The organism is Nostoc sp., from assembly GCF_036918015.1.
Classification (GTDB): Bacteria; Cyanobacteriota; Cyanobacteriia; order Cyanobacteriales; family Nostocaceae; genus Nostoc.
The window spans coordinates 13,233-38,350 of record NZ_JBALEO010000068.1; the positions used below are offsets into that span (position 1 = coordinate 13,233).

The following is a 25,118-nucleotide window of genomic DNA, read 5'->3' on the forward strand; positions in this document are numbered from 1 at the left end:
ACTAGCGCTACTACTATCAGTCAATCATCTGTATCTAAAGATGATTGGAATTTAGTTTATAGTAAATGGCAAGAAGCAATAATTTTGATGAGAACTATACCAGATAATAGCGAAGATTATGTGATGGCTCAGAAAAAAATTACTGAATATAGTAAGAATTTAAGTTATGCAAAACAGCAAGCTACCAAAAAAGAAATTATCAAAGAAGAAAAGGTATTAATATTAATTCCTCCTGTAAAAAGAGAAACATGTCGAGAGAAGGAAATAATAGAGTCTTTATTTAAAGATGTTGAAAAAGATCCTCAGATGATTAATGAGCCGATACCTAAATATGCCCCAGGTGCTTGGGGTTCGCCATTTCCTTTATTGCATACAGCAGTTGGATTTGGTTGTAAAGTATACGTCGAACTACTAATTTCCATGAACGCAGATGTTAACAATGTGAGTTCTGAGGGCTTAAGACCACTTGATTTTGCATATAAAAAAGATATTGCTGCACTTCTCATTGCAAAAGGCGCAAATATTAATGCAACAAACGATAAAGGTTTAACTGCACTACACTATAAAGCACAAACTAATACTAAAGAAGGTAAGGCACATATTTATTTAAAAGATATTTTAGAAACATCTGAATTTTTGATATCTAAGGGTGCAAATATAAATGCTAAAGATCATAATGGCAAAACTCCTCTTGCTTATGCAAAATCAATCAATTTTCAAGAAATGATTAGGCTACTGAAAAGCTATGGAGGACAAGAATAGGTATTATGATATCAAGCCACCCTTAAAAAAGCTTCTCGAACAATCTTGGTGAACTTCTAAAGACCAGCACCTAATCCGAAGATTCGCCATTGCGTCGTCCTAGTTCAAAAATGCCACAACTAATACACGCAAGTATACCTAAGCTGATTCCCCAACTAGGGCCTAAACTGAGTTCTACACCCCAGTTACATAAAGTGCCGACTACCAAAAAAGGCACAATGCTAAACAGTGAGGCGTAGAAAGCGTTTTGGGATTCTCTGGCTTTACGAGTCTTTTCAAATTCCGACTGGCTGGTGTAGAGCGATCGCTCGGCAAAGTTAAACCAGCGATTGAGTTGTTCGATTACCCATTCATTGACTCTGGAAAAACCTAGATATAGCGCCAATGACCACAAACTCGCTCCGGCGATCGCGATCGTGTCTAACTCAAAACGGAAAGGTAAAATTTCAGTCAGCATTGCTTAGGTGAGTCCTGCAAACGGTTAACTTTAGCTGTCAGTAGATGCTAAATAAACCTCTTGTGCAATTTTAAGCATAAAAGCTAACAAGATTTCAACTACTTAACAACTTCCCGCTTTTTAGCTTGAAGCAAACCTAATTTACGGATTGCTGGGTAAATTATCGGGGTCGATACCAAGAGAACGTAAATGCTGTGCAAACTTTTCTGCTTTTTCTTCTGCCGTTAAATACCGATTTCCTTGTTCGTCATACCAAGATAGAAATTCCTGATCAATTCCACCAATAACACCTTGATGTCGTCCAATTCCTAAACCAACCTCTGGCATCCAATGGGGTTCGCCAATTTGTAATTGATAATTTTTATCTACCAATTTGTAAATTTCAAATGGTTGGTGTCGATCGCGTTGCCAATATTCGGGGTTGTAAATAATGTAGTAAAGTACGCCAAGTTTCCGATAAATTTCTAACTTTTCGTCGTATTCACTTCCTGGGGAATGGGATACCATCTCCAATGTTAGTATCGGTACTACCTCATTTTCTTCCCAGACAGCGTAACTTCTACGCGATTTACCACCTTTTTTGCGAGCGACTCCCAAACTCAGAAACCCATCTGGTACTATGGGGACTCTCGCATTAACCCCTGTCGTGTGGTAAATTGCCATGTCTACGCCGAAAAACCAATCGGTGCGCGTTGCCCAAATCGAGGTTAATAGGAACAGTAGAATGTTGGGCAAAAAATTTTGATCCTCATTATCCACAGGTATATCGTCCGAGCAGGCTAGTTCCTCGGTGTTTGGTAGGGCAATGACTTTAAGATTTTCTGACAGCATGACTATTACCAAGGTGGTTTCGGTTTATTTGATAAGCGCTAGAGCGTAGGTATGAAGTTTTACTACTTCTCTCTATCTAGCTTTTCTTGGATAGCTTCTCTACAGAATTCAGGAGGGTTGTCTTTTGCCTTAACCTCTTCTTTCATTTTTTCAGTAGCCCTGAAGCTGATAGTAGTCGTTAACGGCTCCTCTCTATGGGATTTAATCGGTTCCAAACTTTCAGGGTTTCCTTTAGGATTAGGCATTGTTGAGAAATATAAATAATCGCTGAAACGTTAGTGTACAAGTGTTTAATGTTTATTGGTGGTGAAACTAGCCTAGAAAACAAGTTCACCACCGATACCACTTTTACAAATGGGTAACTCTATTTTATGTTCACAAGGTCAGAACTCGAAATCAAAACTACTGCTGAGTTGAGAGACTTGTGTAGGCGTTACGGATTAAAACCTACTGGGAACCGCGGTTACAAGACTAGTTGGATTGTCACCTTGATGGCATTCCCACAGATAGCATTGGCTCAACTAAGACAAGGCAGAGGGTTAAAGTCGCCAGGCTTTAGCGTTATTCAGTTCCTTGAAGGGGTAGTAGATGAGATGAACTCACCTACTGACGAGCAAGCCGCACTGATTAAGCTAACAATGGAGGGCAAGGCTATGAGCTACCCTGATAGATTTGATCAGGAGAACCTACTCAACTTGCATAGGGCTAAGATACACCTTGAGATAGCGATCGGATTACTAAGCCAGTAAACAGTTTCCAACCCGACGCAACTAGTCCCCGGCATCTTAAGTCTGGGGGCTTTTTACTGAATTGGCATAACTGGTATAAAGGTATCCATCTCTGAGGCGCTGAAATCAAGAATAATGTAATGGACTGACGGTAAGCAACCAATGTTAAACATAGGTCGTCAACGTAAAACCGTAGTCATACATAGTTGGTATAAGGCGCTATATGTCAGCTTTATGCCAATTTATGCCTCATGCAAGTAGTGTTTTTGGTTGTAAGTGATGCCAGGAACCGGACTTGAACTGGTGACACGAGGATTTTCAGTCGGAAGTTTTTATTGCTGAAATACTTGCTAATTATGGATAGTCATTCATATTCATAGTCAAACCATAGTCAATATTGTGGTGGTTCTGGAGGCATAGGTAATTCTGGAGGTTCGGGTAAAGTAGCACCGTCATAGAAAACTGCTGCTTTACCTTCACTCCTAGCTGCATTAACGGCTTGTCTAGCTTCCTCCCATGATAGAAACGTAAGAAACAACCATTCCCCAGTTTTATCGTTAACAATAGCTATAGTAGTTTCCTGTAGTGTCCAGTCGTTATCTGACATAACTTACATCGTATACATCGTTGCAACTAGCAGCCTAAGTATAGAACACTAACTGTTTAATTCGATTTAGTATGAGCTATTTTAAATAATTAAGATTTTGATGAAACAAATACAGAAAGCAATATTTTAATTAGATTTACCCAGGTAAAGTATAGGGTATAAATCGATATGCTTTCATAAAAGTAGATAACTACTTATTTAAAATCTAAGAGAAAAATAATGATTAGAAGATACTGGAAGATATGGTCATCTGTTGCCTTATTAATATTGACTATCTCTCCTTGTTCAAATGGAAAAATCCCAGACGATACCATCTTTGAGCCTTGGCAGCAGCAAAATTTTCGTAGCTTTTAATGGTCTGCTTATTTCCGCCAAGCTGTACTAGTTCTATTAATAAACATTTACAAAAGTTACTAAGATTACCGCAAGGTGGTAATCTTAAAAGAAATAATTATTTTATATCTGATTTTCATTGAAGAAAACGGAATCTTCAATAATATACATCGGTAGAGGAGATAGTGTGGAAGTGGTAATTTCTTGTTCGGGCTCTACTTCTGCCACTATTTCATCAGGACATAGAGTTTTCAATTCATTTAACATCTTACCTTGTACATCTCGTTGTGATTTCCAAGTGCTAATACCAGTAGCCGCAATAGCTTGCATAAATTGTATGCCACTAAATTTAGAGAAATCATCACCATATTTTTTCTTACCCTCTTCTAGTGAATCTGGTTTTATTGAATGCACCGCCAACGCTATTAAATCTAATTTAGTTCCTAGTGTTGGTGTAATCTTTAATACCGCAGTCACGTAATCATGAGGATTTACGTTCATTGATTCTTTAATACTACGAGTACCTGCTGCTTCTGCAATAGCCTGTTGTGCGATATCGTATCGTTTCTTAAATGATTCTATTACTCCTGGACGCACATCTTCAGGAAGAAGTTCTAATATTTGTTGTTCTTCTGCTATTAATTGAAATGTCATTACAACTGCCTCCATGTAATTTTGTTTCTTTATTATATAATTTAAACGACTATATCTGATGCATTATGTATAAAGTGTTGATGTTGATATAGATTTACTACGGTAGTATTTCTCTTAAGGGTAGGTATAAAATCATCTATTATAACTGCTCCCACATAATCACCAAATATTTTATTACTATATACACTCTCTCCTACAATATATTCATTCCAAATAAGTAGGTAGGCGTAAATATTTGTCGTTGAGATAAGGCAGGAGGCAGGAGGCAGAAGGCAGGCGGGAAGAGGGTTTCAACCTAGTTTATCTCTACTTTTAAGTAGTTAAACAAAATTATTTACAGCCAATTAAAACATAAAATCCTGATCCAGACTAGAAACTCATGTGTAAATAATTCTGTGCGGTTACTTATCGTATCCTTAATAGTAACATTGTATATGTCTACTGAAATATGATATTTTACATTTAGCTGTTAAGCTTAGTTATTCTAGATTCAGTAAGTTATTTATAGTAACTTAGTTAATGTTTAGAGCGCCGTTAGATGAAATAACTATTAGCTATTACATGAGGTAAGAAAAAAGGATAGTATTGTGTGTTTGCTATCCCTTGCTACTGTATGTATTATGAGTGCTGGCAAGTGCGAGTATGATGAATACAGTTAGAACTCTGGTACTTGTACTTGTCTTATTGTGCCTGCATAGTGTTTCATGATTATCTCTGGTGAATTACCTACCCATTTAGCAACTTGTACCACACTTACACCAGCTTCTAAGCAATTTGTGATAAAGGTATGTCGTGTATGGTACTGGGGACGGTAAGGAATATTTAACTCAGATAGTACAGTTTTCCAGGCTCGATTAAGGAAATTGTGAGCATCAATTAAACCACCTTTGGGTGCTTTAAAGACTGGTGTATCTGCATTAGGATTACTTGGTTTAATGGAAACTAACAACTCTTTAAGTGATTGATTAACAGGAAACTTGCGACTTTTATGAGTTTTAGTATCTTTACGATTCCCTTCTACTACAGCTTCACAGAAGGTAATTAGAGTTAGATTACTATTGATGTGACCCCAAGTTAAACCTATAGCTTCAGAAGTTCTACAACCTGTCATGAACAAAAATCTAACGTAGTTTGTGTAATGACTGTAGTATGTATTTATCTCAAAAGCCGTGATAATTTGTTCTTGCTCACTTTTGTTAAATAGGTTGATAGTTTCATCATTTGTAGCTACTTTTACCTTCTGTGACATCCCCACAAAAGGGTTACTACTAATCAACTCAGAATCTATTGCCCAATCACAACAAGCTTTTAATTGAGTCAGGACACGCTTTGTTGCATTAGGTGTTAATGTCTTGAGTAAGAAGTCTCTGATTATTACAGCTTCTGAAAGCTTCTGTGTTGGTAAACTAGCAATGTGGTTTTTAGTTTTTTTATAATCCTTGTTAATAGTGGTTACACTCAAAGTTTTAGATTTATAATCTGTGTACTTATCCCATAACTCGATCAATGTTGTTTGTTGCTGACCTTCTGTTATAGGTGCAACCAGGGTTAAATGAGTTTGAGGTTTATATTTAGCTAATGTGGGGTTAAAGCGTTCAAATGCAATATCTGATTCAATTTGCTTTGCCTTAGCTGCTGCTAACTTACGATTCTCTGGATTATCTGCCATTCCCAGAGTTAGATATTTTTGCTTCCCATTGTATAGGTGACGTGGTAAACGTAGTCTGAGTCTTTCTTGAAATGATTCGACACCGACTGAACCTTTAGATGCTTTATGTTCTACCTTCATTACCATATTCTTACCTTGACTATGAAAACCTCTGCTCTACTATCATCATAGTCAATTCATAGTCAAAGTCAAGTTAAAAAATGTAAAAACCACCACTAGTTTTCTACCGTTACTAGGGTGGTTTTCTTGAATCCTTGATATATCAAGGCTTTTTACCTATTTAAAGTATGCCAGGAACCGGACTTGAACCGGTGACACGAGGATTTTCAGTCCTCTGCTCTACCAACTGAGCTATCCCGGCTGGGGCTTTTGTGAGCCACGATTAATCAATGTAGCAAAGATAAAAGAATATAGCAAGTCTTTGGAGAAAAATAGTTATGCAGCTTTCAAACTGAACTTAAACCAGACGAAAACGGCTACAAATAGTAAAAACTGGACAAGAACAATACTTGGCCCAGAAGCAAGGTTGAAAATACCTGAAACCATGATGCCAGCAATGCTGCTGACGGAACCAACTATCACCGACATGACTAGAAAGCGGCTAAAGTGGTGACTTATCAGTTTGGCGGTGGAGGCGGGAATGACCAAAAAGGCGTTCACCAGTAAAACACCGACGGCTTTAATCGCCACAGCAACGGCGAGTGAAAGCAAGACCACAAAAGCGTAGCGGTACAATTGAACGGGAACGCCTTGAACTTGCGCGACATCGGGGTTAAGGGTCAACAAAATTTGCTGTCGCAGAGTTGATAGTAAAAATATGCTACCACCCACAAGGACTAGCAGTGTCAAAATCAAATCTGTGGTGTCGATCGCTAGAATATCCCCGAACAGTACAGCCATCAAATTGCCACGATATCCTTTAATTAGGCTCGTGAGAATTAAACCGATCGCTAATGCCCCAGATAGCACGATGCTAAGTACGCTATCGCTAGCTAAGTCGGTTTTGTCGATGAAGTAGAGGACAATAACCCCAAAAACTAAGGTAAAAGGTAACAGCATCCAAGTAGGATTTATTTGTAGCAGCACACCTAACGCCACACCTACCAATGCTGCATGACCAACCGCATGGCTAAAAAATGACAACTGGCGCAAGGTGACAAAACTACCCAACATCCCGCCAAGTATGCCCATCAAGGCAGCACCGACGATCGCACGCTGTATCGAAGCAAGTTGTAACAACTCTAGCAAGTCATTACTACTAGCGATCGCTAGCCAAGTTATCTGACAATCATTGAAGAAATTCATACTTATGGAGATTAATGTTGGTGCTGGTAGCGACTGAAACCTGGGCCGTAGGTTGCTAACAGGTTTTGTGGTGAAAGAGCAATTTCTGGCTTACCAGTACAAACAATGCTTTGGTTCAGACAAAGCACGCGATCGCAATGCCGATTTACCATATCAATATCGTGAGAAACTTGTAATACTGTCCAACCTTCCTCTCGCTTTAATTCATTTAACAAAGCGTAAAAATCTGCTGCACCTTGCACATCAACACCAGCAAAGGCTTCATCTAGTACCAAGAGTTTCCGAGGCATTACCAAACAATAAGCCAATAAAACCCGCTTCAGTTGACCGCCACTAAGAGTACCAATAGCTTGATGCTGTAAATGATAAGCATCAGTTCGCCGTAAAGCTTCTGTTACTGCTGTCGATTTTTCTCGGTCTTGTTTCCACAGCTTGGAAAAAAATGAATTCTTTTTTTTCCCTTCCTTAGTCCATCCCAGTCCGACTAATTCGCTGACAGAAATGGGAAAGCTGCGGTCAAAAATAAAGTTTTGTGGCATATAGCCCAACGTGTGGCGTAAATGCCCCAATCTGGAAATTGGACGACCCAAGATTTCAATCGTCCCAGCACTTCGAGGTATCAAATCTAAAACCGCTTTTACCAGGGTACTTTTACCAGCACCATTGGGGCCAACAATAGCCGTATCTGTTCCTGGTAATAATTCAAAGGAAACATCTCGAACAGCTAGGTAGCTGCCTTGATAGACAGTTAATCCTTCTACTTTTAAAATAGGAATGTCATTAGTCATTGGTCATTGGTCATTGGTCATTGGTCATTGGTCATTGGTCATTGGTCATTGGTCATTGGTCATTTGCAAATGACAAAGGACAACTGACAAATGACAAATCTATTTACACGATGTTTCCAGAGTTTGCAAATTCGCTTTCATTGCCTTGAAATAATGCTGCGGATCTGTTTCGCCAGTTTCTAGAGAATCTAGAGTACGCAAATTTAATTTCAAGTCTTGAGAGAGGCTGTTCAGCAGTTTATTATCTACTCCTGGTTCGCTAAATAAAGCTTTAACTTTGTATTTTTTCACAGCGTTGACAGCATTTTGGACATCTGTTGGTGAAAGTTGATCTTCGGGAATTTGCACCACAGCAACTTGCTTGAGGTTATAGCGTTTCGCTAAATATGGAAACGCATCATGAAAGGTAATAAAGGTGCAAGTGGGAATTTTCTGCAAAGTCTGCTGAAATTCACTGTTTAAACTTTCTAATTCTTTAATATAAGCTGTAGCATTTACTTCGTAAGTAGCTTTATTCGCCGGGTCGGCAGCAATTAATCCATCTCGAATATTTGTTACCTGCTGTTTTGCTAAAACTGGATCTAACCAAACGTGCGGATTACCCTGACTATGTTCGTGGTCTTTTTCATCTGGTGTCGTTTTTACGACAGGTGAAATTTCATTTAAGGGTTTAATACCAATACTTGCATCAATTTCAGTTAATTTGGAATTTTGAGCATTTTTGACAGTACCTTCCAGAAATTGCTCCAAGCCTAAACCATTTTTTACTAACACCTTAGCAGTAGCGATCGCTTTGACATTTCCTGGTGTCGCTTGGTATTCATGTACCTCCGTACCAGGTGGCACTAGAATTTCTACATCTGCCGCATCCCCAGCTACTGCCTTAGTAAACAAATATATCGGCAAAAATGTCGCCACTACTTTAGTTTTTCCCGACTGCGCCTGTGGGGTCGAAACAGCTTCCTGTGCTTGCGGCGACTGTTCGGAAGTTGTTCCCTGATTTGAATTCGATTGGCTACACCCAGTAGCCATCGACAACATTAGCAGAGCAATTATGGGCAAGATGCCGCTTCTTTGCCTACTTGTTCTAATTTCTCTGCAATTCACAATCACGATATTTCTCCTCCAAACGGATGCTTGCTCTACCTCTGTCATCATCGCTATTGACAATGGGAAGTATTCTAAATTTTATACTATAATAATTCTCATTCTCATTTTAAGTACATAATATCATTCTGGGTTTGCTGTGTAGTGAGTAACAACAAAACTTTTTCAGACGGTATAGCCCTCTGCGATTTAGTTTTCCCTAAATAATTAGGAGTTCTTGACTTTTTTTGTTAAAAAGGTTGCTTACTTCTGATAAGATTGCTGACAAATATTTTCATAAAATACCCGTTAAAAAAACGTGGTTTGGGTGTGAATTGGAGATCAGTGTGAGGAGAGAAATGCAAAAATTCTGGAAATATCTGCTAGTTAGTCCAGCAATCTGCGGTGTCATGCTATTTGTTAATACTGCTACATTTGCAGGTGAAACATCGGGTAATTCTGAAATTAATCAACCGCAAGTTTTAGCTAATCCAGACGCAAAAGCTACGAACATCGCGCCAGATCAGAAAATGGGACAAGTTACCTCCGTGTCCCAATTTTCCGATGTACAACCCACTGACTGGGCATTCCAAGCATTGCAATCCCTAGTTGAGCGGTATGGCTGTATTGCAGGATACCCAAATAGCACTTATCGCGGTAATCGGGCATTAACGCGATATGAGTTTGCTGCTGGTTTGAATGCTTGTCTCGATCGCGTTAACGAACTTATTGCTACAGCCACTGGCGATTTAGTTAACAAACAAGATTTAGCCACATTACAAAAGTTGCAAGAAGATTTTTCCGCAGAACTGGCGACACTCCGAGGTCGTGTGGATGCAGTAGAAGCTAAAACTGCTGAATTGGAAGCAAATCAGTTCTCAACTACAACTAAACTGCAAGGGCAAGTTGTCGCAGTTGTCAGCGATGTGTTGTCAGGAAATACAGTCAACGGTACAGAAATCACAGACGAGAATACAACTTTAGGGGTACGGGCACGGATAGAATTAGTAACCAGCTTCACCGGGAAAGATACGCTGTTTACCAGAATCCAGGCTAATAATATTCTCAGCCCTAACGTTGGTACACCAGAAGGTAACTTATTTTTTGCTGGCGAGGATGGTACTACTGATGCTGACATAGATGCCTTGTATTACAAATTCCCTCTGGGCGAAAAAACACAGGTTATCGCGATCGCCAATGCCGGTGCAGCAGACGATCTTACCAGCACTGTCAATCTCTTTGATGGTGATGGCGCTTTTGGTGCTTTATCTACCTTTGGTACACGTAACCCAATTTATAACCAAATAAATGGTGCGGGGTTGGGAGTAACATACGAGTTCAGCGAAAAATTGGCATTAAGTCTAGGGTATTTGAGTGGTACAGCTAATAACCCTACACTCAATAATGGTTTGTTCAATGGTTCTTATGGTGCGTTGGCACAGCTGACAGTTAAACCAAGCGATCGCATTTCTATCGGTTTAACTTACATCAATTCCTACAACCAACCACTACTCACAGGTAGCAATGCCGCCACTTTCCAGGATATAGCAGCTATCCAGGGTTTACCAGAAGATCAAGTAGGATTTTCCAGTAATTCTTACGGCGTCCAAGCATCCATTGGCATCACTGATAACATCGTCTTGGGTGGTTGGGCTGGATACACCAACAGCCAAAGCTTGAGAGGAACCCGTGGAGACGTTGATATTTGGAACTATGCTGTCACCTTGGGCTTCCCTGACCTCGGTAAAAAAGGTAACTTAGCAGGTATCATCGCTGGTGTGGAGCCGAAAGTGACAAGTTCTGACATCGCAGGCTTGGATAGCGATCCTGATACATCCTATCATCTTGAGGCGTTCTACCAGTATAAGCTGAGTGACAATATCACCATTACTCCTGGAGTCATCTGGTTAACATCTCCAGATCATAACGACACTAATGATGATGTTGTTATTGGTGCATTGAGAACCACATTCAGTTTCTAATTTTTTGAAATCTTAAAAGAAGACGCAAATTTATCCTTTGCGTCTTCTTTTGTGTATAGGTTTAAAAACATAACTCAACATTTTTACTGGGCTTGATATCTTCAAACAACGTGAGTTCGATAGATAGAAAATGTTAAAAAGGTTGCTAAACCTCGTCTACCTTGAGAACCGTAGTTTTGTAGGTTGGGTGGAGCGATAGCGTAACCTAACATAAAATTTGGTGGTAATGTTGGGTTGCGTTTCACTCCACCCAACCTACATAAATATATCTTTTAAAAAACTCTAGGTTTCAACATAGATGAGGTTTATAGGATTACTATTTGATTTTTTAACAACACATAGGGTGTGTTATCGCGAAGCGTAACGCACCATTTTCAAGGGTTTGGTGCGTTAGACTAAAGTCATAACGCACCCTACAAATACTTATTTTTTTTCAGAAATCAAACCGGATTCCTATAGATATGAATTTGTTCAACTGAACATCCACGCAGCTTGAAAAAAGTCGCGTTCACAAAACATCGCATAACGATAAGTTGAATGCACAACAGAATTGGTAGCGGCATAATTGTCAACCAAATTTTCTAATTGTTGTGTTAGTGGCTGAAAATCTGCGCTGCTATAAGTACGAATCCAATCTGCATATTGATGATTAGGAATACCGTTACAAGCCAATTTTTCTCCTAAAAAGGCATACAAACGCATACAAGGAGACATCGCCGCCGCAGTTAAACCCACATCTTTGCTCCAAGCAGTTGCTAACAAAAAATCAGTATAGCGGCGGGTGGCAGATGCGGGTTCTACAGCATACAAATTGACTCCCCACTCAGAAGCATAACTACTATGCAGCCGTAGTTCTTCTAAAACTCCACTAGCTAAATTATGAAATGTGGTGAAACCTAACCAGTCTGGTGCTTTAGCTGCGGCGATACTGTAGGCACGGGCAAAAGCTTCTAAGAAAAAAGCATCTTGCCCTACGTAGTAAGCAAATTTAGCTCGCTCAAGAGTACCATCGCCAATGCCTTGAACGAAAAGATTCTCTAAGCAAGCTTGGGCTAAGTCTTGATTTACTGCCCATAATTCGTTAGATAAAGTCATTTGTCATTTGTCATTTGTCATTTGTTATTATCTCCTTTAAAAAGGGAAGAACTGGAGCAAGACTGAGCCAATACTTCCCAAAAAGTCAACGAAGCTGGGTTTACCAGTACTTATCTTCTCATTGACGGGTGTTTGCAGTTCTTTTATAAAAGTTTGGGCTGTTAGGGTTCCAGTGCTGTTGTTTTGGGATGTAAACAATTTTTCTGCAACTTGAGCATCTTGGAATGCACCTTGTCTATCTAGTATTTGGTAACGGGCGACACCACGAGCGAGATAAGCATCCGCATATTCTGGTTTAATTGCGATCGCTTGATTAAAATAACTGATTGCTTGCTGTTGGTTGCCTTTTTGCCCTTCTGCTACACCCAAAGCATAAAATTCTGCTGGTGAAGCAATTTGTGATGGTATCGCAACTGCACCTTGAAAGTTAGTCCCATTCAAGTAAGCGCCAGTTAGTTCTGCATTTGCTAAATAAGTATTTCTCAAATCAGCACCCGTCAAATTTGCCCCATTAAATTTAGCTTCGCTCAGGTTAACGCCAAATAAACTCGCGCCACTTAAGTTTGCACCCCGCAAATCTGCACCGCTCAAGTTTGCGCGGCTGAGGTTAGCACCTGTGAGATTAGCACCGCTCAAATTGGCTCCAGATAAGTCAGCCATTACTAAACCTGCACTCGTCAAATCACAGTTTTGACATTGTTTGGTTGCTAATAACTGTTTAATATGTTCAGAATTTGCTGCTTGTACGGTTGTTGTCAAACTAATCGTAGTTAAAAATGCAACTGCACTTAGAAGTTGGTTTTTCATGTTTATGTAATATTTTTTACTCAATAGCAGCATTGACTGAGATGGATTTATACCTCAGCATTATGATATGAGCAATCTCAACAATTTGCCCTCTGTAGTTGCCTACATCACCTATGAATTGGCGATACCTTTTCTATGGAATGTTACGCTAAAGGATTCTAGAAAAGTTGTGAAAGTATAAATTGAGACGATGTTAAGACTGAAAACCCCAGTAACAAGGGTAAATGAGCAGTATTCGTCAAGATAAATGATACACTCCACTAGAAGCGAAACTGGTGTTACAAAATTAAACTCACTGTAAAATATCGCTTCCAAAAAAGCATCTGTAACATCCAAATAATTAGTATTTTTTTATTAGTAGAGCAGTATCCGAGCCTAAAGTTTGCCCTATAACTGGGCTATTCATTGTCATCAGGGATGCTCTAACTCAGGAGCAAAATGATAGATTTGCTTTTGGATACCCTGATTTTAAATAAATATGAGACTATAGAAACATTCAGGCAGTCAGAAAAACGTGAGTCAGCAAGACAAACTCTTAGACAAAATTCTCTCTGGGACTTCTGATACAGATATCCCTTTCGCCCAACTGTGGCAACTTTTATATACACTAGGCTTTGAAGAACGGATTCGTGGCGATCATCGCATTTTTGTCAAAGCCGATGTTGAGGAGATATTGAACCTGCAACATAAAAAAGGAAAAGCCAAAAGCTATCAAATTAAACAAGTTCGGGCAGTGATTCTCAAATATAAGCTAGGAAGTAAAAATAATGTTTCGGTATGAAATTATTCTCTACTGGAGTGAATTAGATCAAGCTTTTATTGCTGAAGTTCCAGAGTTATCAGGCTGTGCTGCTGACGGTGAGACTTATCAAGAAGCCCTGCATAATGTAGAATTAGTTGTGCAGGAATGGATAGAAACTGCTAAAGATTTGGGGCGTCCAATTCCTGAGCCTAGACCGCGTTTGATGTACATTTAATTGATACACAAACCAAGTTAAACTGATTTTTTAGCATCTTCAGAAATATTTAATAGCATATCATATACGGATCGGAAAAATTTTCGCTAAAATACCTAAAAAATTCTACTGGCTGCCATTATAGTATCTAAGTTATAGCGATTCTCATTTGAATGGGTACACGGTATTGACCATTATTGTCAACTTCAGCGCAAACGCTTGTACCACAAGTCTAATTACCCCCCTTAATCCCCCCTTATAAAGGGGGGAAACAATAAAATCCGCTTCCCTCCCCTTTATAAGGGGAGGGTTAGGGTGGGGTAAAAGAATATTTTATACATTAATCATAACTTTTCAAACATCCTCTAAGTGAAGAACTTAGTTAGTAGCAACTTTACAAATCACCATAATATGTGATTTGTATTTGTTAGTAGTATAGTGAATAAGTTGTAGTCCAGAACGTTCTAGTTCTTGCAATAGTTTAGGTATTTCATACTTGTGATGCCGCCAAATAGTAATCTCTTCACCTTTAGAGATTTCAATATTTTTATCTATACCCATCCGACTAAAATTTATAGTGTAATCATGACGTAGTTTCAGATTAGCAACAATACTATCTGTTTTTAAATCGTACTTTCTCACTAGTTCACAATCTTCCGATTTAATCCCAATCTTCTTTTTAACCCATCCATATACTTCTTCTACATGATACTTGCAGCCACCTCTAACTATTCCGTCCCATGTAGAGTTAGAACCAGTTTCGTTAGTAAATACTAAAAGATCATTTTTCCCCATGCTATCTCTAAAGTTTTTGAACACCTCATCTCTATTTTGATGATTTCCAATGGTAACTCCTAAGTGTAAAAATATTTTTGCTGTGTCGTCAATTTCAAGGCTAGCTTGATTTTGGAATAAACTTTTGGGTACACAACTACTTTCTATGTCAATTGTGGAACTGATAAACTCGACTAGTGGAAACCATTTTTTAAAATTGCTTTTAGAGACATGAAGCAATTCTTCACTAATGTCTAAAGCAATATATTTATTAACCTTTTCTAATTTGTTTAGTCTGCGAACAAACTTTTTAACTGGATGGGAATTACCTGCACCAACGTCTATAATATTTACTCTTACACCAATTTTTATATAATCATTCAGGTATTTGAAATTATCTTTTAAAAGGTCAATTTCTACATTTGCTCTTCCATACCATCTAGGAATAGCATATTTCAGATAAAAATCGTTCCAAATTTTTGCACCTCTCCCTTTATAAGAATACTTGAGAGGTATTTCTCGTCTGACTTCTAATGCATGAATTATCCCTAAAACTTCTTCTTCGGAAAAAAGAGAGTAGAACTCAGAACTTGGCTTTGCTGTGCGACTGATAGCAGATGAAATATCTAAGGGAAGTTGGGAATTGCTATGAAAATTTTGAGCCATTATTCTTGTTCTTTGGTTTTTTTCGGTCTTGAAATTAATTAGCCGCAATGCTTGCTAGAAATGTATTCTCCCATACCACTGTCCCAAAACTTGAAATTTTTATCACAAATAATTTGCCGCAAGTCATACAGTATTTAATCAAAAACAACATAAACCTTGCTACTCTTCTTTTGGCAGAGATGCTATGCTAACGGGAAAGCTCCGCGAACGTCGTTCCTCTTCGCAATCACATATTAGATTTAATTATGTCTGCCTACTTACATTATGGTAGATAATTCCCAAGAGCCAAAAGAGCATGATGTAGTTCTGGGCGGTCATTCTAATGCCTTAGGAGACGGTATAGTTTTGGGAGGACTTGAAAGAATTAAAAAGTTGGTGGCACACGGAAAGGTTGAGCAAAAAATTGATGCCCTTCTAGATGCTTTTGAATATGGCCAAGCTGGCTTAGAAATAATTATCCATTCCCTGCATGACTCTTCAATAAAAGTGAGGGAGGCTGCTTATTTTCTACTTCAAGAAAGTACAGAATTGTCAGCAAAAGAGGTATTACAAGAATATATACCCTACGAATTTTTTAAATGTCTTCATACATGGAATGAGGAAACTCACATACCTTTGCGTTTGTCAATAAGTTCAGATTGGAAAATTCTAGTAAGTGCTAATAATGAAGAATGCAACCTTTGGGATTTTAGAACAGGTCAGCTAATAGGCACTTTGTATATCGATTTACCCATTATGGATGTTACTCGCGATATACCAGATAGGGATGTTACTATCGTTTTTACCCCTGATATGCAAACCCTGCTCACTGGGTCTGAAGGTATAATATATTTATGGGATATACATGCAGACAAGATAATTCGCACTTTAAAAGGGAATTACGTTAGCTCTTGTGCTACCAATTTCAATAGAAGAACCGCCTATCGTAATGGTATCTATTCTGATGACTACTCTGACCCGGAAAAGCCTGTTAAAGTCTGGAATTTACAGACAGGTAAGCTAGTTAGTACAATATACGGGCATACAGGTAAAGAGAGTGACCTGATCATCAACCCAAGAGAGAAGTTTCTCACCATTATCGATTTTCACTATAATTCTCTATGTGCTTTTTATGACGTAATTGTTAAAGTGTGGAATTTACAAACTGGCGAACGAATTTATACCTTTAATATGCCTCTTAGTAAATCGGATCAAACTATTTCACTTATCTTAAGCCAAGATGGACAAACTATAGTTACTTGCAGTGTGGATGCCAGCATAAAAGTGTGGAATTTACAAACAAAGAAGATAATTCATATTTTCCAAGGTCATCGACTTATTCACGGTCATCAACCTATTTTCCTAAGCCCCCAAGCTAATATTCTTGCAAGTGGAGGGGCCGATAATAGAATTAATACTATCATTTTATGGGATTTAATTAGAGGAGAAAAAATACATACGCTTGAAGGCTCCGCACCTGTGGCTTTCAGCACAGATGCTAAAGTTATCGTTAGTGGAGGCGCAGACAATACAATCATTGTGTGGGATTTACAAACGGGTGAAAAACTTTGCATACTGGAAGGTCATTCATCTCGAATTGTAGACATTGCTATCAGCCCAGATGGCCAAACTATTGTCAGTTCCAGTGACGTTAGTAGTCACTTTGCTAACGATGCTACTATCAAAGTCTGGGGAGTGTGATAATACTAACACCCTTGATGGACTAGCCAATTGGTTTTTTACAATCAAAAATAGGAGATAATTTTCCAAAGATAGAGGGGTAAATACCATTGGTTCAACAAGCAGAACTCCAGGAAACTTCGTCAATCAAGTCAACCCAGCGCGTGCTTAAAAGTTTGAGTACTTACCGATGGACTTCGCTTGGAGCATTGGTCAGCTTATTGCTGTTGACGATCGCAAACGCTGTCACCCCACAATTATTTCGGTGGGGAATCGATCAAGGGATCGCGGAAAAAAACCTCCAAATTGTGCTATACAGTGCCGCCTGGATGGTAGTTGCCGCGATCGCTCGTGGTGTATTTAACTTTGGCCAAAGCTATTTAGCAGAAGCAGCGTCTCAGGGTGTTGCTTATGACCTGCGAAACAAAATTTTCAGCAAGATTCAAAATCTCAGTTTCAGCTTTCATGACCAGGCGCAGACTTCCCAACTACTAACCCGTGTCACCAGCGACATTGAGCAGATTCGTACCTTTGTTGGCACTAGCTTAATTCAAGTCGTCGGTTCACTTGTGACATTGGTGAGTATTTCGGTAGTTTTGCTGGTGATGAACTGGCAACTAGCATTGATTACGCTAACGTCAGTGCCCATAGCTGCATGGTTGATGGCACAATTCGTTACTCGGAATGACAAACTTTTTCGGCAAGTACAAGAGCAACTGAGCAACTTGAATGCTGTATTGCAAGAAAATTTGTTAGGAATACGGGTAGTTAAAGCCTTTGTGCGGGAGTCAACCGAAAGGTCGCGTTACACGACTTTAAATGATGGTCTAGTCAAGGCAAACATGAAGACCATTAGCGCCATTCGCAATACCTTCCCGTTCATCTTTTTGGTGAGTAATTTGGTAACACTGGCAGTTTTTGGCTATGGGGGAGCGCAGGTGATTGGGCGCAGATTTTCCATTGGCGAACTGGTGGCGTTTAACTCCTACCTAGCGTTGATTCTCCAACCGATTTTGTTAATTGGATTTGCCGCACCCGCGATCGCTCAAGCAGCTGCTTCCGCCGAACGAGTCTATGAAGTTGTGGATGCAGAGGTAGAAATTCGCGATTGTCCCGGTGCTGTCCCCTTTGACACCTGCGGTGGTAGAATTACGTTTGAGAATGTTTCCTTTCGCTATCCCGGAGCGACAACCGAAACTCTGAAAGAAGTATCCTTTGAAACCAAGCCTAACGAGCTAATCGCCGTTTTAGGAATGACTGGTTCGGGAAAAAGCACAATTATGAACCTGATTCCCCGCTTTTACGATGTCACCAAGGGAGCAGTTCGCATTGATGGAAGAGATATAAAAAGTTTCACACTCAAAAGCCTCAGATCGCATATTGGGATTGTCTTTCAGGAAACCACCCTCTTCTCTGGCACAATCCGCGAAAATATTGCCTACGCCAAACCTGATGCCACCTTAGAGCAAGTGATTGAAGTTGCAAAAACTGCCCAAATGCACGATTTTATTAGCGGTCTACCCAATGGCTACGAGACGATTGTGGGTGAACGGGGCGTGGGCTTATCTGGTGGACAAAAGCAGCGAATTGCGATCGCTCGTACCTTGTTAACTGATTACAGCATTCTGATTTTGGACGATAGTACCTCGGCTGTTGATGCCAAAACTGCTGCCCAAATTCAAGCAGAACTAGATGGCTTAATGCGTCAAAAAGCTTGTACAACCTTTGTAGTAGCTCAACGTATTAGCACCGTTAAAAATGCCGATCGCATTTTTCTCATGGACAAAGGACACTTGGTAGCACAAGGCACTCACGAGGAATTGATGCAAACCAGCCCACTCTACGGTGTGATTTTGGAATCTCAGGTAAAACCGAAGGAGAAAAAATGATCTCCAATTAGCATAATTAATTTTGCTTACAGCCTTGTAATAAAGACTTTTTATCTAAAATCGTTCGACTGAGCGTAGCCGAAGTCCAAAATCTAAAATCCAAAATTTTTATGAGAGGCACTATTCCCGTTGTTGCATCCGAGGAAAACGCGAGTCAGCAACTTTCCACCCTGCGGCGCTTTTTACAATACGTGCTACTTTATCGCAAAGAAATTCCCGTCGCCCTGACGTTAGTATTAATTGGTGCAATCACTCAGGCAGTTGGGCCATTCTTTATCGGCTGGTCGATCGATCATCTGATTGCACAAGGGGATTTACAAGGACTGCTGGTATTGTTAGGGCTACTAGGGCTGAACTATGGACTTGGTGTCTTAGCAATTCGGGGTCAAATTATTCGAGTCGGCTGGATTATGCAGCGATTGCTGGCTCAATTGAGGCAAGATATTTTCATTAAAATCCAAAGTCTGCCACTCAGCTTTTTCGATCGCAGCGAAGCAGGCGATTTAATGAGCCGATTGCTGAATGATGTCAACACCGTGAATCAAGCATTTGGACTGACGATCGCCCAAATGCTGGGCAACACTTTCAGTTTGGTTGGTATTGTGATTGCCATGCTCTCAATCAACCTGCAACTTGGTTTGTTGAGCAATCTAGTTGTGCCACTGATGATTTTTACCACAAGCTTATTTGCACGTTGGGCAAGAGTCAGATTTCGCGTCACCCGACAAACCATTGGGGAACTCTCTGCCAAGTTAGAAGAAGATATTGGCAGCGTGCGAGAAGCGCAAGCATTTAATCGCGTACAGATGAATATCGCAGAATTCGACGTTCTTAACGCCGCCAATAGAGATGCCAACGTTGAAGCTGTGGCAATTACTTCAGCCTTTTTACCCTCCATCGATTTTCTCAATACACTAGCAACCGCAGGCGTGCTAGCCTATGGCGGTTATCTGGCGGTAACAGGGGCTGCAACAGTGGGTGTAGTGACATCCTTTTTACTTTACGTCCAGCAGTTCTTCCGCCCGATCCAAATTCTTAGCCAGTTTTATACCCAAGCTCAATCTGCTTTCGCCGGATTAGAGCGAATATTTCTATTATTAGATGAACCGTCAGAACTCAAAGATGCACCCGATGCCACAGAAATGCCGCCTATTCAAGGTGAGGTGACATTTGAGAATGTCAAATTTGGCTACAATCCAGATCAACTGGTACTCAAAGGCGTGAATTTACACGCCTATCCAGGACAGATGGTTGCATTAGTCGGGCCAACCGGTTCGGGAAAAAGTACAATTATTAACTTGATTTTGCGCTTCTATGATGTATCAAGCGGTGCAGTGAAAATTGATAATATTGATGTGCGTAGCGTGACTCAAGCAAGTCTGCGCCGTCAAATTGGCATCGTCCTGCAAGATAATATTTTGTTCACCGGTACTGTTGCCGAAAATATAGCTTTTGGCGCTCCTTACGCCACTCAAGCTGATATCGAAGCGGCTGCACAACTGTCAAATGTGCATGAGTTCATTACCTCACTACCACAGGGTTATACAACTCAATTAGGCGAACGGGGAGCGCCTCTGAGCCAAGGACAGCGACAACTAATCAGTATTGCTCGTGCGGTATTAATTAATCCCCAAATTTTGATTCTTGATGAAGCCACCAGCAGTATTGACACCCGCACAGAAGCACTAGTACAAAGTGCGATCGCTCGTTTGCTCCAAGGTCGTACCAGTTTCGTAATTGCCCACCGCCTCAGTACAGTTACGCAGGCAGATCGGGTTTTAGTAATTCAGCAAGGACAAATTGTAGAACAAGGTACTCACGCCCAACTCGTTAATCAGCAAGGCGTTTATGCCAACCTTTATGCCCTCCAACTGGGTGCAGCAGACACAATGGTTCTTCAACACGAAAAGTAAAATATATTTGAAGAAGGAGTCAGAATCCAGAATTCAGAATTCAGAATTAATTAGTGGTGGGTTTGAATCCCCCACTAAATTTAAGATTTAGGGGATTTATTAAACCCACTTATCACTCGCTAATAATATAGAATTTATTCTGTTAGCGGTAGCGGGGCGTTCAGCCCATTCTGACTCCTGACTCCTGAATTCTTTTTTGATTTTCCAGCAAAAAAATGAAGCTACCTAACCTCGATTCACAAACCATCGATCGCATCATTGAAATGGCATGGAAAGATAGAACATCTTTTGATGCTATTGAGGCTCAGTTTGGGCTACTAGAAAAAGAGGTAATCGCCTTAATGAGGCGCGAAATGAAAGAATCTAGTTTCAAGATGTGGCGAGAACGAGTCACCAAACGCAATACGAAGCATTTATCTCAGCGAGAATTTATTGCAGGTCGATTTAAATCGCATAATCAAAAAACGTAAGTAATTGAGTAAGCGTAGGCGTAGCCCTTCTCTACGAGAGGCTGCACTTCGACTACGCTCAGTGACCACGCCAACGGCTGCGCTCACGAACCACCCGTCGTAGACATCGCTGTTTTGTAATATAAACCAACAAAGGCTAAAATACTGTAAAAAGAAGTAAGCCTGCGTTCGCTTGCACTCATTGATTGCACTCATTGAGTGAAAACTACCAAATTCACAAGCACAATGACGAAAGTTACACTCTACATTGCAGCTAGTTTGGATGGCTACATTGCTCGCAGCGATGGCGGAATTGAGTGGCTATCAATCCTTGATACAGAAGATGAAGACTACGGTTACACTGATTTTTACGAATCGATTGATGCGATCGTCTTAGGTAGCAAGACGTATGAAGTAGGGCTGGGTTTTGATCGATGGCCTTATCCAGAAAAAAAATCCTTCGTATTCACCCAGCGTCATCTCCAATCCGATCGTGAGGACGTTGTGTTTGTCTCTGACCCAGTAAAACAAGCGTTAGCTAATATAGAGGCTCAAGGTTTTAAAAATATCTGGCTAGTTGGTGGCGGAAAATTAATCAATTCGTTTCTTCAGCACAGCTTGATTGACGAATATATCATTTCAACTATTCCAACTATATTAGGTGGCGGTATATATCTTTTCCCACCACCTACCCCTGAAGAAAAATTGGAACTAATTAACTCAAAACAATATCCTAGTGGTTTACTCCAAGCACATTATAGGAGAAAAATAAATACTGAAAATAATTCGTAATTCTTAATGATGCTATCTACGAATTACGAATTACGAATTACGAATTATCTAAAGAAGCTTCTGAACAGCATTGCTAAAGTCTTCGTAAGGAGAAACTCCCACAATGGTTTCTGCTAAAATACCATCTTTGAAAATTAAAACTGCTGGAATACTGCGAAGACCGTATTTTTTGAAAATGGGCTTATTGCTGTCAACGTCTACTTTAACAACTTTAACACGACCTTTGTATTCTTGAGCAAGTTGATCCATTAACGGACTAACTAAGCGACAGGGGCCACACCAAGTAGCAGTAAAATCAACAACAACAACTTTCTCTTCACTTCCATTTAAAACAACATCAAATTCACTTTCTTCAACGTAAGTAACTATGTCAGTATCAGTAGACATTTTTTAATTCCTTAGTGTCAAACTAAAATTTCAGCAAAAAGCTAACTATACAAACTATACTCCCTTCTGAGTGCCAGATTCATTAGTTACCTACATTTATTGGGAAACTACCGCACTTGATTTTTGCTTAATAGGGTATATTTAATAACTTACTAATCTTTGTACTTAGGGTGCGATCGCATAACGCACCCTACCAACCAAACTAATCCAAAAACCCATACCTTCAAGGCGTAGAAGCGTCAATAGTCATCCTGCTGGCCAAATAATTCTAACAACCCAATTGTACCGACAAAAAAAGTATAAGTAGCATATTTTATTGGCATCTTTTGTCTGGAAGGTGCATAAAAAGCTGCTATAATGCTCTCAATAAAATGGCTCATCATAGCAAAACGCTCAATCCAAAAAATTGGATTAAGGGTACTTGGTATATTAATATTATTTATTACTGCATAAATATTCCACGATTCCAATCCAATTGCGCTTGTTATAAGCACTGTAGATATAATTTTTACAAATGTATAAATCTTTTTCTTGATAAACTTTAAGTCCATACTGTTCACAACAATAATATTTAACATATCTACAAAACTTGGAAAATTAACAGACAAGTTAATGTGTGTTGTCTAAAAATTTGCCCTAAGTCAACCAATTTTATCTCATGATTTCCATTTTTGTAAAAGCCTATAAAAATAAAATATAGATATGTTACAAAGTGAAATTAGCAGAGCTAGCTTTATTTGGACGTTTGTAGTACGGGCGTACATCCAGGCGCATCTAAGATGAGATGTTTTTTAACTGGAAGTACCTGAAGTCAATATTCCCAAAATTTTGAGAAGAGAACAGGCTAAAAACTATGAACAATCAAGATTAAATCACCAGATATTTTAAAAATGACAAAAGTGTGGAATAATACATAAGTGGAAAATTGAATTGCACTCCATAAATTGATAATAAATGTAAAGCTATGATTGCTCAACATTACAACTCAATTCATCTTGAAAATAACTTGCTTAAACAAATCAAAATTAAAGAAAATCAGCTAAAAATTGCCCAAGAGTCTGAGATGCTTCATGTAGCAGAAGAATTACAGAGTCAATTATTAAAGCTACAGTCTCAATTATCAGAGCCTCAAGAGCAAGACGTTGAAATCCAAGCATTGATGAGTTTGCTAGACGAATAAAATTGTAAAATTTCGTTGCAAAATTTATTGGAAATACAAAACCTCTGTTGTCTAAAAGCAAAGCATAGTGATTGTGATGCCTCGGAATGTAGCTTATGTGCTACAGCTTAAGAATTAACAGGGCAAGCAAAAGCCATATAAGAGTGATGATTCTTACTTAGATAAAATGTTGGGTTTTTTGCTGAGTATGTGGTTTTTTGCTTTGCGGTACTGAATCAATCTTAAGAATAGGTTTAATTGGGCGCTGTTGCCTTTGATTAAGAATTTGAATTTCTCTCTCAATTGAATCTTTTCCTTGTCTAAAAAATTCTTGAGAATTATATGGAACCAAGTCACGGGAAAAATGTTGAGCTTGTCTTGGAGTTAAACTAGGAACTGCTTGTTCAGCATTGGCATAAGTCTGTACAGCCAGTAAAAAAGCTGTTGAAAGCACCAAAGGTTTTATTTTTATACATCCGGTGAATATTAGGTTTAACATAGTTGATACATCTGTTGCGTGAATACAGCTTCCAACCATATTAGTGTTGGTCTGATTATAAATAAAGTATACTTATTTCCTTACTAATTACCTCCTACAAATGGATGAATTAATCAGCTAAACTATTAGTACAGTACAGCGTAAATACAGCTACTATCTAAATTAACCAGATAAGTTGCTCAAGCAACTGGTTAAAGTTAGACAAACCTTCCGCCAGTTTAAATTTCGATGGATGTTTAAAGCAAGAGAATTGTGCTATTCAGTAGCTAATGGTATTTTCGCCTTTTGAAACACCTGCTCAACAGTAAATTGTAGTCCTTCAAACAAAGAATCTGTGAGTAGTTCTTCTCCCATATAAGTTTGTGGTGCTGCATCTGGATAAAAAACAGTAATGCTTCTAGCTTTACCATCTAATACCCATACCCGCAGCACCTTAGCATCCAAATAGTCTTTGGCTTTAGCCGCCATTTGTCCAAAGGTTTGCCCTGGGGAAATAATCTCAATCACCAAATCAGGAGGAACAGGACAAGCTTCGTTTTCATCCCAGTTAGCAGGTAAACGCTCATAAGAAATGTATAAAATATCTGGAATTGGCATCCAATCTCGTCCCCTACGAGTTAATGCAACAGCCCATTCCGGGCAAACTTCTCCTTTCCCCTCACACGATTTTTCAATCAAATTGAGAAGAACGCGGGTAAGTTTCGCGTGAAAAAATTTTGGTGACATTTTAGGAATTGCTTGACCATCAACAAGTTCGTAGGTGATATCTCCCTCGCCTGGTGGAAGATTCAAGAACTCTTGCAAAGTTAATTGATTTTTGGCTTGGAGTATCATGGCTCATTAATTCGTAATTGAAGGACAGAGCAACTAA

28 protein-coding genes and 1 tRNA gene are annotated in these 25,118 nt (G+C 39.3%); 11 read left to right on the forward strand and 18 right to left on the reverse strand.

The window, feature by feature from the left end; genetic code table 11:
• Positions 1–420: 420 nt before the first annotated feature.
• On the forward strand, positions 421–762 hold the full coding sequence (locus V7K61_RS16705) for an ankyrin repeat domain-containing protein (protein ID WP_335054980.1): 342 nt from the start codon (positions 421–423) through the stop codon (positions 760–762).
• A gap of 70 nt (positions 763–832) precedes the next feature.
• Here the strand turns inward: V7K61_RS16705 and V7K61_RS16710 are convergent, their stop codons facing one another.
• The 3 genes from V7K61_RS16710 to V7K61_RS16720 form a co-directional block, all read right to left on the reverse strand.
• Entirely contained in the window at positions 833–1,219 is a 387-nt protein-coding gene (locus V7K61_RS16710; protein WP_335054775.1) for a hypothetical protein, read from the reverse strand.
• Positions 1,220–1,360: 141 nt separating this feature from the next.
• Positions 1,361–2,050 carry a Uma2 family endonuclease gene (locus tag V7K61_RS16715; RefSeq protein ID WP_335054777.1) on the reverse strand — a complete coding sequence of 230 codons (690 nt, stop codon included), beginning with the start codon at positions 2,048–2,050 and terminating at the stop codon, positions 1,361–1,363.
• A 62-nt stretch (positions 2,051–2,112) separates the two neighbouring features.
• Entirely contained in the window at positions 2,113–2,295 is a 183-nt protein-coding gene (locus V7K61_RS16720; protein ID WP_334704569.1) for a hypothetical protein, read from the reverse strand.
• A 126-nt stretch (positions 2,296–2,421) separates the two neighbouring features.
• On the opposite strand from V7K61_RS16720, the gene V7K61_RS16725 reads away from it, so the two are divergent.
• On the forward strand, positions 2,422–2,799 hold the full coding sequence (locus tag V7K61_RS16725) for a hypothetical protein (RefSeq protein ID WP_335054779.1): 378 nt from the start codon (positions 2,422–2,424) through the stop codon (positions 2,797–2,799).
• A gap of 370 nt (positions 2,800–3,169) precedes the next feature.
• Here V7K61_RS16725 and V7K61_RS16730 read toward each other — a convergent pair whose 3' ends face one another.
• From V7K61_RS16730 to V7K61_RS16760, 7 genes are all read right to left on the reverse strand, one after another.
• On the reverse strand, positions 3,170–3,385 hold the full coding sequence (locus V7K61_RS16730; protein WP_335054781.1) for a hypothetical protein: 216 nt from the start codon (positions 3,383–3,385) through the stop codon (positions 3,170–3,172).
• 456 nt (positions 3,386–3,841) lie between these two features.
• Positions 3,842–4,372, reverse strand: coding sequence for a hypothetical protein (locus V7K61_RS16735; protein ID WP_335054783.1), 531 nt, complete (start codon positions 4,370–4,372; stop codon positions 3,842–3,844).
• A 655-nt stretch (positions 4,373–5,027) separates the two neighbouring features.
• Positions 5,028–6,161, reverse strand: coding sequence for a tyrosine-type recombinase/integrase (locus V7K61_RS16740; protein WP_335054785.1), 1,134 nt, complete (start codon positions 6,159–6,161; stop codon positions 5,028–5,030).
• Between the two features lie 168 nt (positions 6,162–6,329).
• A tRNA-Phe gene (locus V7K61_RS16745) sits at positions 6,330–6,402 on the reverse strand.
• 74 nt (positions 6,403–6,476) lie between these two features.
• A complete protein-coding gene (locus tag V7K61_RS16750) occupies positions 6,477–7,346 on the reverse strand; it encodes a metal ABC transporter permease (RefSeq protein ID WP_335054787.1) in 870 nt (289 codons plus the stop codon).
• A gap of 11 nt (positions 7,347–7,357) precedes the next feature.
• Positions 7,358–8,134: a metal ABC transporter ATP-binding protein gene (locus tag V7K61_RS16755; protein ID WP_335054789.1), complete on the reverse strand. Its 777-nt coding sequence runs from the start codon at positions 8,132–8,134 to the stop codon at positions 7,358–7,360.
• A gap of 99 nt (positions 8,135–8,233) precedes the next feature.
• A complete protein-coding gene (locus V7K61_RS16760) occupies positions 8,234–9,175 on the reverse strand; it encodes a metal ABC transporter substrate-binding protein (RefSeq protein ID WP_442936323.1) in 942 nt (313 codons plus the stop codon).
• 404 nt (positions 9,176–9,579) lie between these two features.
• On the opposite strand from V7K61_RS16760, the gene V7K61_RS16765 reads away from it, so the two are divergent.
• Positions 9,580–11,202 (forward strand): iron uptake porin, encoded by a 1,623-nt coding sequence (locus tag V7K61_RS16765; RefSeq protein WP_335054791.1) that lies wholly within the window; start codon positions 9,580–9,582, stop codon positions 11,200–11,202.
• Positions 11,203–11,303: 101 nt separating this feature from the next.
• On the opposite strand, the gene V7K61_RS16770 is transcribed toward V7K61_RS16765, so the two are convergent.
• From V7K61_RS16770 to V7K61_RS16780, 3 genes are all read right to left on the reverse strand, one after another.
• On the reverse strand, positions 11,304–11,447 hold the full coding sequence (locus V7K61_RS16770) for a hypothetical protein (RefSeq protein ID WP_335054793.1): 144 nt from the start codon (positions 11,445–11,447) through the stop codon (positions 11,304–11,306).
• Between the two features lie 226 nt (positions 11,448–11,673).
• Positions 11,674–12,297 carry a TenA family protein gene (locus tag V7K61_RS16775; RefSeq protein WP_335054795.1) on the reverse strand — a complete coding sequence of 208 codons (624 nt, stop codon included), beginning with the start codon at positions 12,295–12,297 and terminating at the stop codon, positions 11,674–11,676.
• A 36-nt stretch (positions 12,298–12,333) separates the two neighbouring features.
• Positions 12,334–13,104, reverse strand: a complete 771-nt coding sequence (locus tag V7K61_RS16780) for a pentapeptide repeat-containing protein (RefSeq protein ID WP_335054797.1) — start codon at positions 13,102–13,104, stop codon at positions 12,334–12,336.
• A gap of 514 nt (positions 13,105–13,618) precedes the next feature.
• Between V7K61_RS16780 and V7K61_RS16785 the strand changes: the two genes are divergently transcribed.
• Complete coding sequence (locus V7K61_RS16785; RefSeq protein ID WP_012411632.1) at positions 13,619–13,885, forward strand: toxin HicA; 267 nt, start codon at positions 13,619–13,621, stop codon at positions 13,883–13,885.
• Positions 13,872–14,081 carry a type II toxin-antitoxin system HicB family antitoxin gene (locus tag V7K61_RS16790; RefSeq protein WP_442936321.1) on the forward strand — a complete coding sequence of 70 codons (210 nt, stop codon included), beginning with the start codon at positions 13,872–13,874 and terminating at the stop codon, positions 14,079–14,081. Before V7K61_RS16785 ends, V7K61_RS16790 begins: the two co-directional genes overlap by 14 nt.
• Before the next feature lie 357 nt (positions 14,082–14,438).
• Here the strand turns inward: V7K61_RS16790 and V7K61_RS16795 are convergent, their stop codons facing one another.
• A complete protein-coding gene (locus V7K61_RS16795) occupies positions 14,439–15,500 on the reverse strand; it encodes an L-histidine N(alpha)-methyltransferase (protein WP_335054799.1) in 1,062 nt (353 codons plus the stop codon).
• Positions 15,501–15,764: 264 nt separating this feature from the next.
• Here V7K61_RS16795 and V7K61_RS16800 point away from each other — a divergent pair, with 264 nt between their 5' ends.
• The 5 genes from V7K61_RS16800 to V7K61_RS16820 all read left to right on the forward strand — a co-directional run bounded on the left by V7K61_RS16800 (position 15,765) and on the right by V7K61_RS16820 (position 22,202).
• Positions 15,765–17,180 (forward strand): WD40 repeat domain-containing protein, encoded by a 1,416-nt coding sequence (locus V7K61_RS16800; RefSeq protein WP_335054801.1) that lies wholly within the window; start codon positions 15,765–15,767, stop codon positions 17,178–17,180.
• A gap of 89 nt (positions 17,181–17,269) precedes the next feature.
• Complete coding sequence (locus V7K61_RS16805; protein WP_335054803.1) at positions 17,270–19,048, forward strand: ABC transporter ATP-binding protein; 1,779 nt, start codon at positions 17,270–17,272, stop codon at positions 19,046–19,048.
• Positions 19,049–19,158: 110 nt separating this feature from the next.
• Entirely contained in the window at positions 19,159–20,961 is a 1,803-nt protein-coding gene (locus V7K61_RS16810) for an ABC transporter ATP-binding protein (protein ID WP_335054804.1), read from the forward strand.
• Between the two features lie 215 nt (positions 20,962–21,176).
• A complete protein-coding gene (locus tag V7K61_RS16815) occupies positions 21,177–21,431 on the forward strand; it encodes a TIGR03643 family protein (RefSeq protein ID WP_335054806.1) in 255 nt (84 codons plus the stop codon).
• A 225-nt stretch (positions 21,432–21,656) separates the two neighbouring features.
• Positions 21,657–22,202 carry a dihydrofolate reductase family protein gene (locus tag V7K61_RS16820; protein WP_335054808.1) on the forward strand — a complete coding sequence of 182 codons (546 nt, stop codon included), beginning with the start codon at positions 21,657–21,659 and terminating at the stop codon, positions 22,200–22,202.
• A 48-nt stretch (positions 22,203–22,250) separates the two neighbouring features.
• On the opposite strand, the gene trxA is transcribed toward V7K61_RS16820, so the two are convergent.
• Together trxA and V7K61_RS16830 are read right to left on the reverse strand one after the other, a co-directional pair.
• Positions 22,251–22,589: a thioredoxin gene (gene trxA, locus V7K61_RS16825; protein ID WP_335054810.1), complete on the reverse strand. Its 339-nt coding sequence runs from the start codon at positions 22,587–22,589 to the stop codon at positions 22,251–22,253.
• Between the two features lie 239 nt (positions 22,590–22,828).
• Complete coding sequence (locus tag V7K61_RS16830; protein ID WP_442936324.1) at positions 22,829–23,140, reverse strand: hypothetical protein; 312 nt, start codon at positions 23,138–23,140, stop codon at positions 22,829–22,831.
• Between the two features lie 413 nt (positions 23,141–23,553).
• On the opposite strand from V7K61_RS16830, the gene V7K61_RS16835 reads away from it, so the two are divergent.
• Positions 23,554–23,769, forward strand: a complete 216-nt coding sequence (locus tag V7K61_RS16835; protein ID WP_335054814.1) for a hypothetical protein — start codon at positions 23,554–23,556, stop codon at positions 23,767–23,769.
• Positions 23,770–23,926: 157 nt separating this feature from the next.
• Here the strand turns inward: V7K61_RS16835 and V7K61_RS16840 are convergent, their stop codons facing one another.
• Complete coding sequence (locus V7K61_RS16840; RefSeq protein ID WP_335054816.1) at positions 23,927–24,247, reverse strand: hypothetical protein; 321 nt, start codon at positions 24,245–24,247, stop codon at positions 23,927–23,929.
• Between the two features lie 255 nt (positions 24,248–24,502).
• Positions 24,503–25,081, reverse strand: a complete 579-nt coding sequence (locus V7K61_RS16845; protein ID WP_335054818.1) for a Uma2 family endonuclease — start codon at positions 25,079–25,081, stop codon at positions 24,503–24,505.
• Between the last annotated feature and the right edge of the window lie 37 nt (positions 25,082–25,118).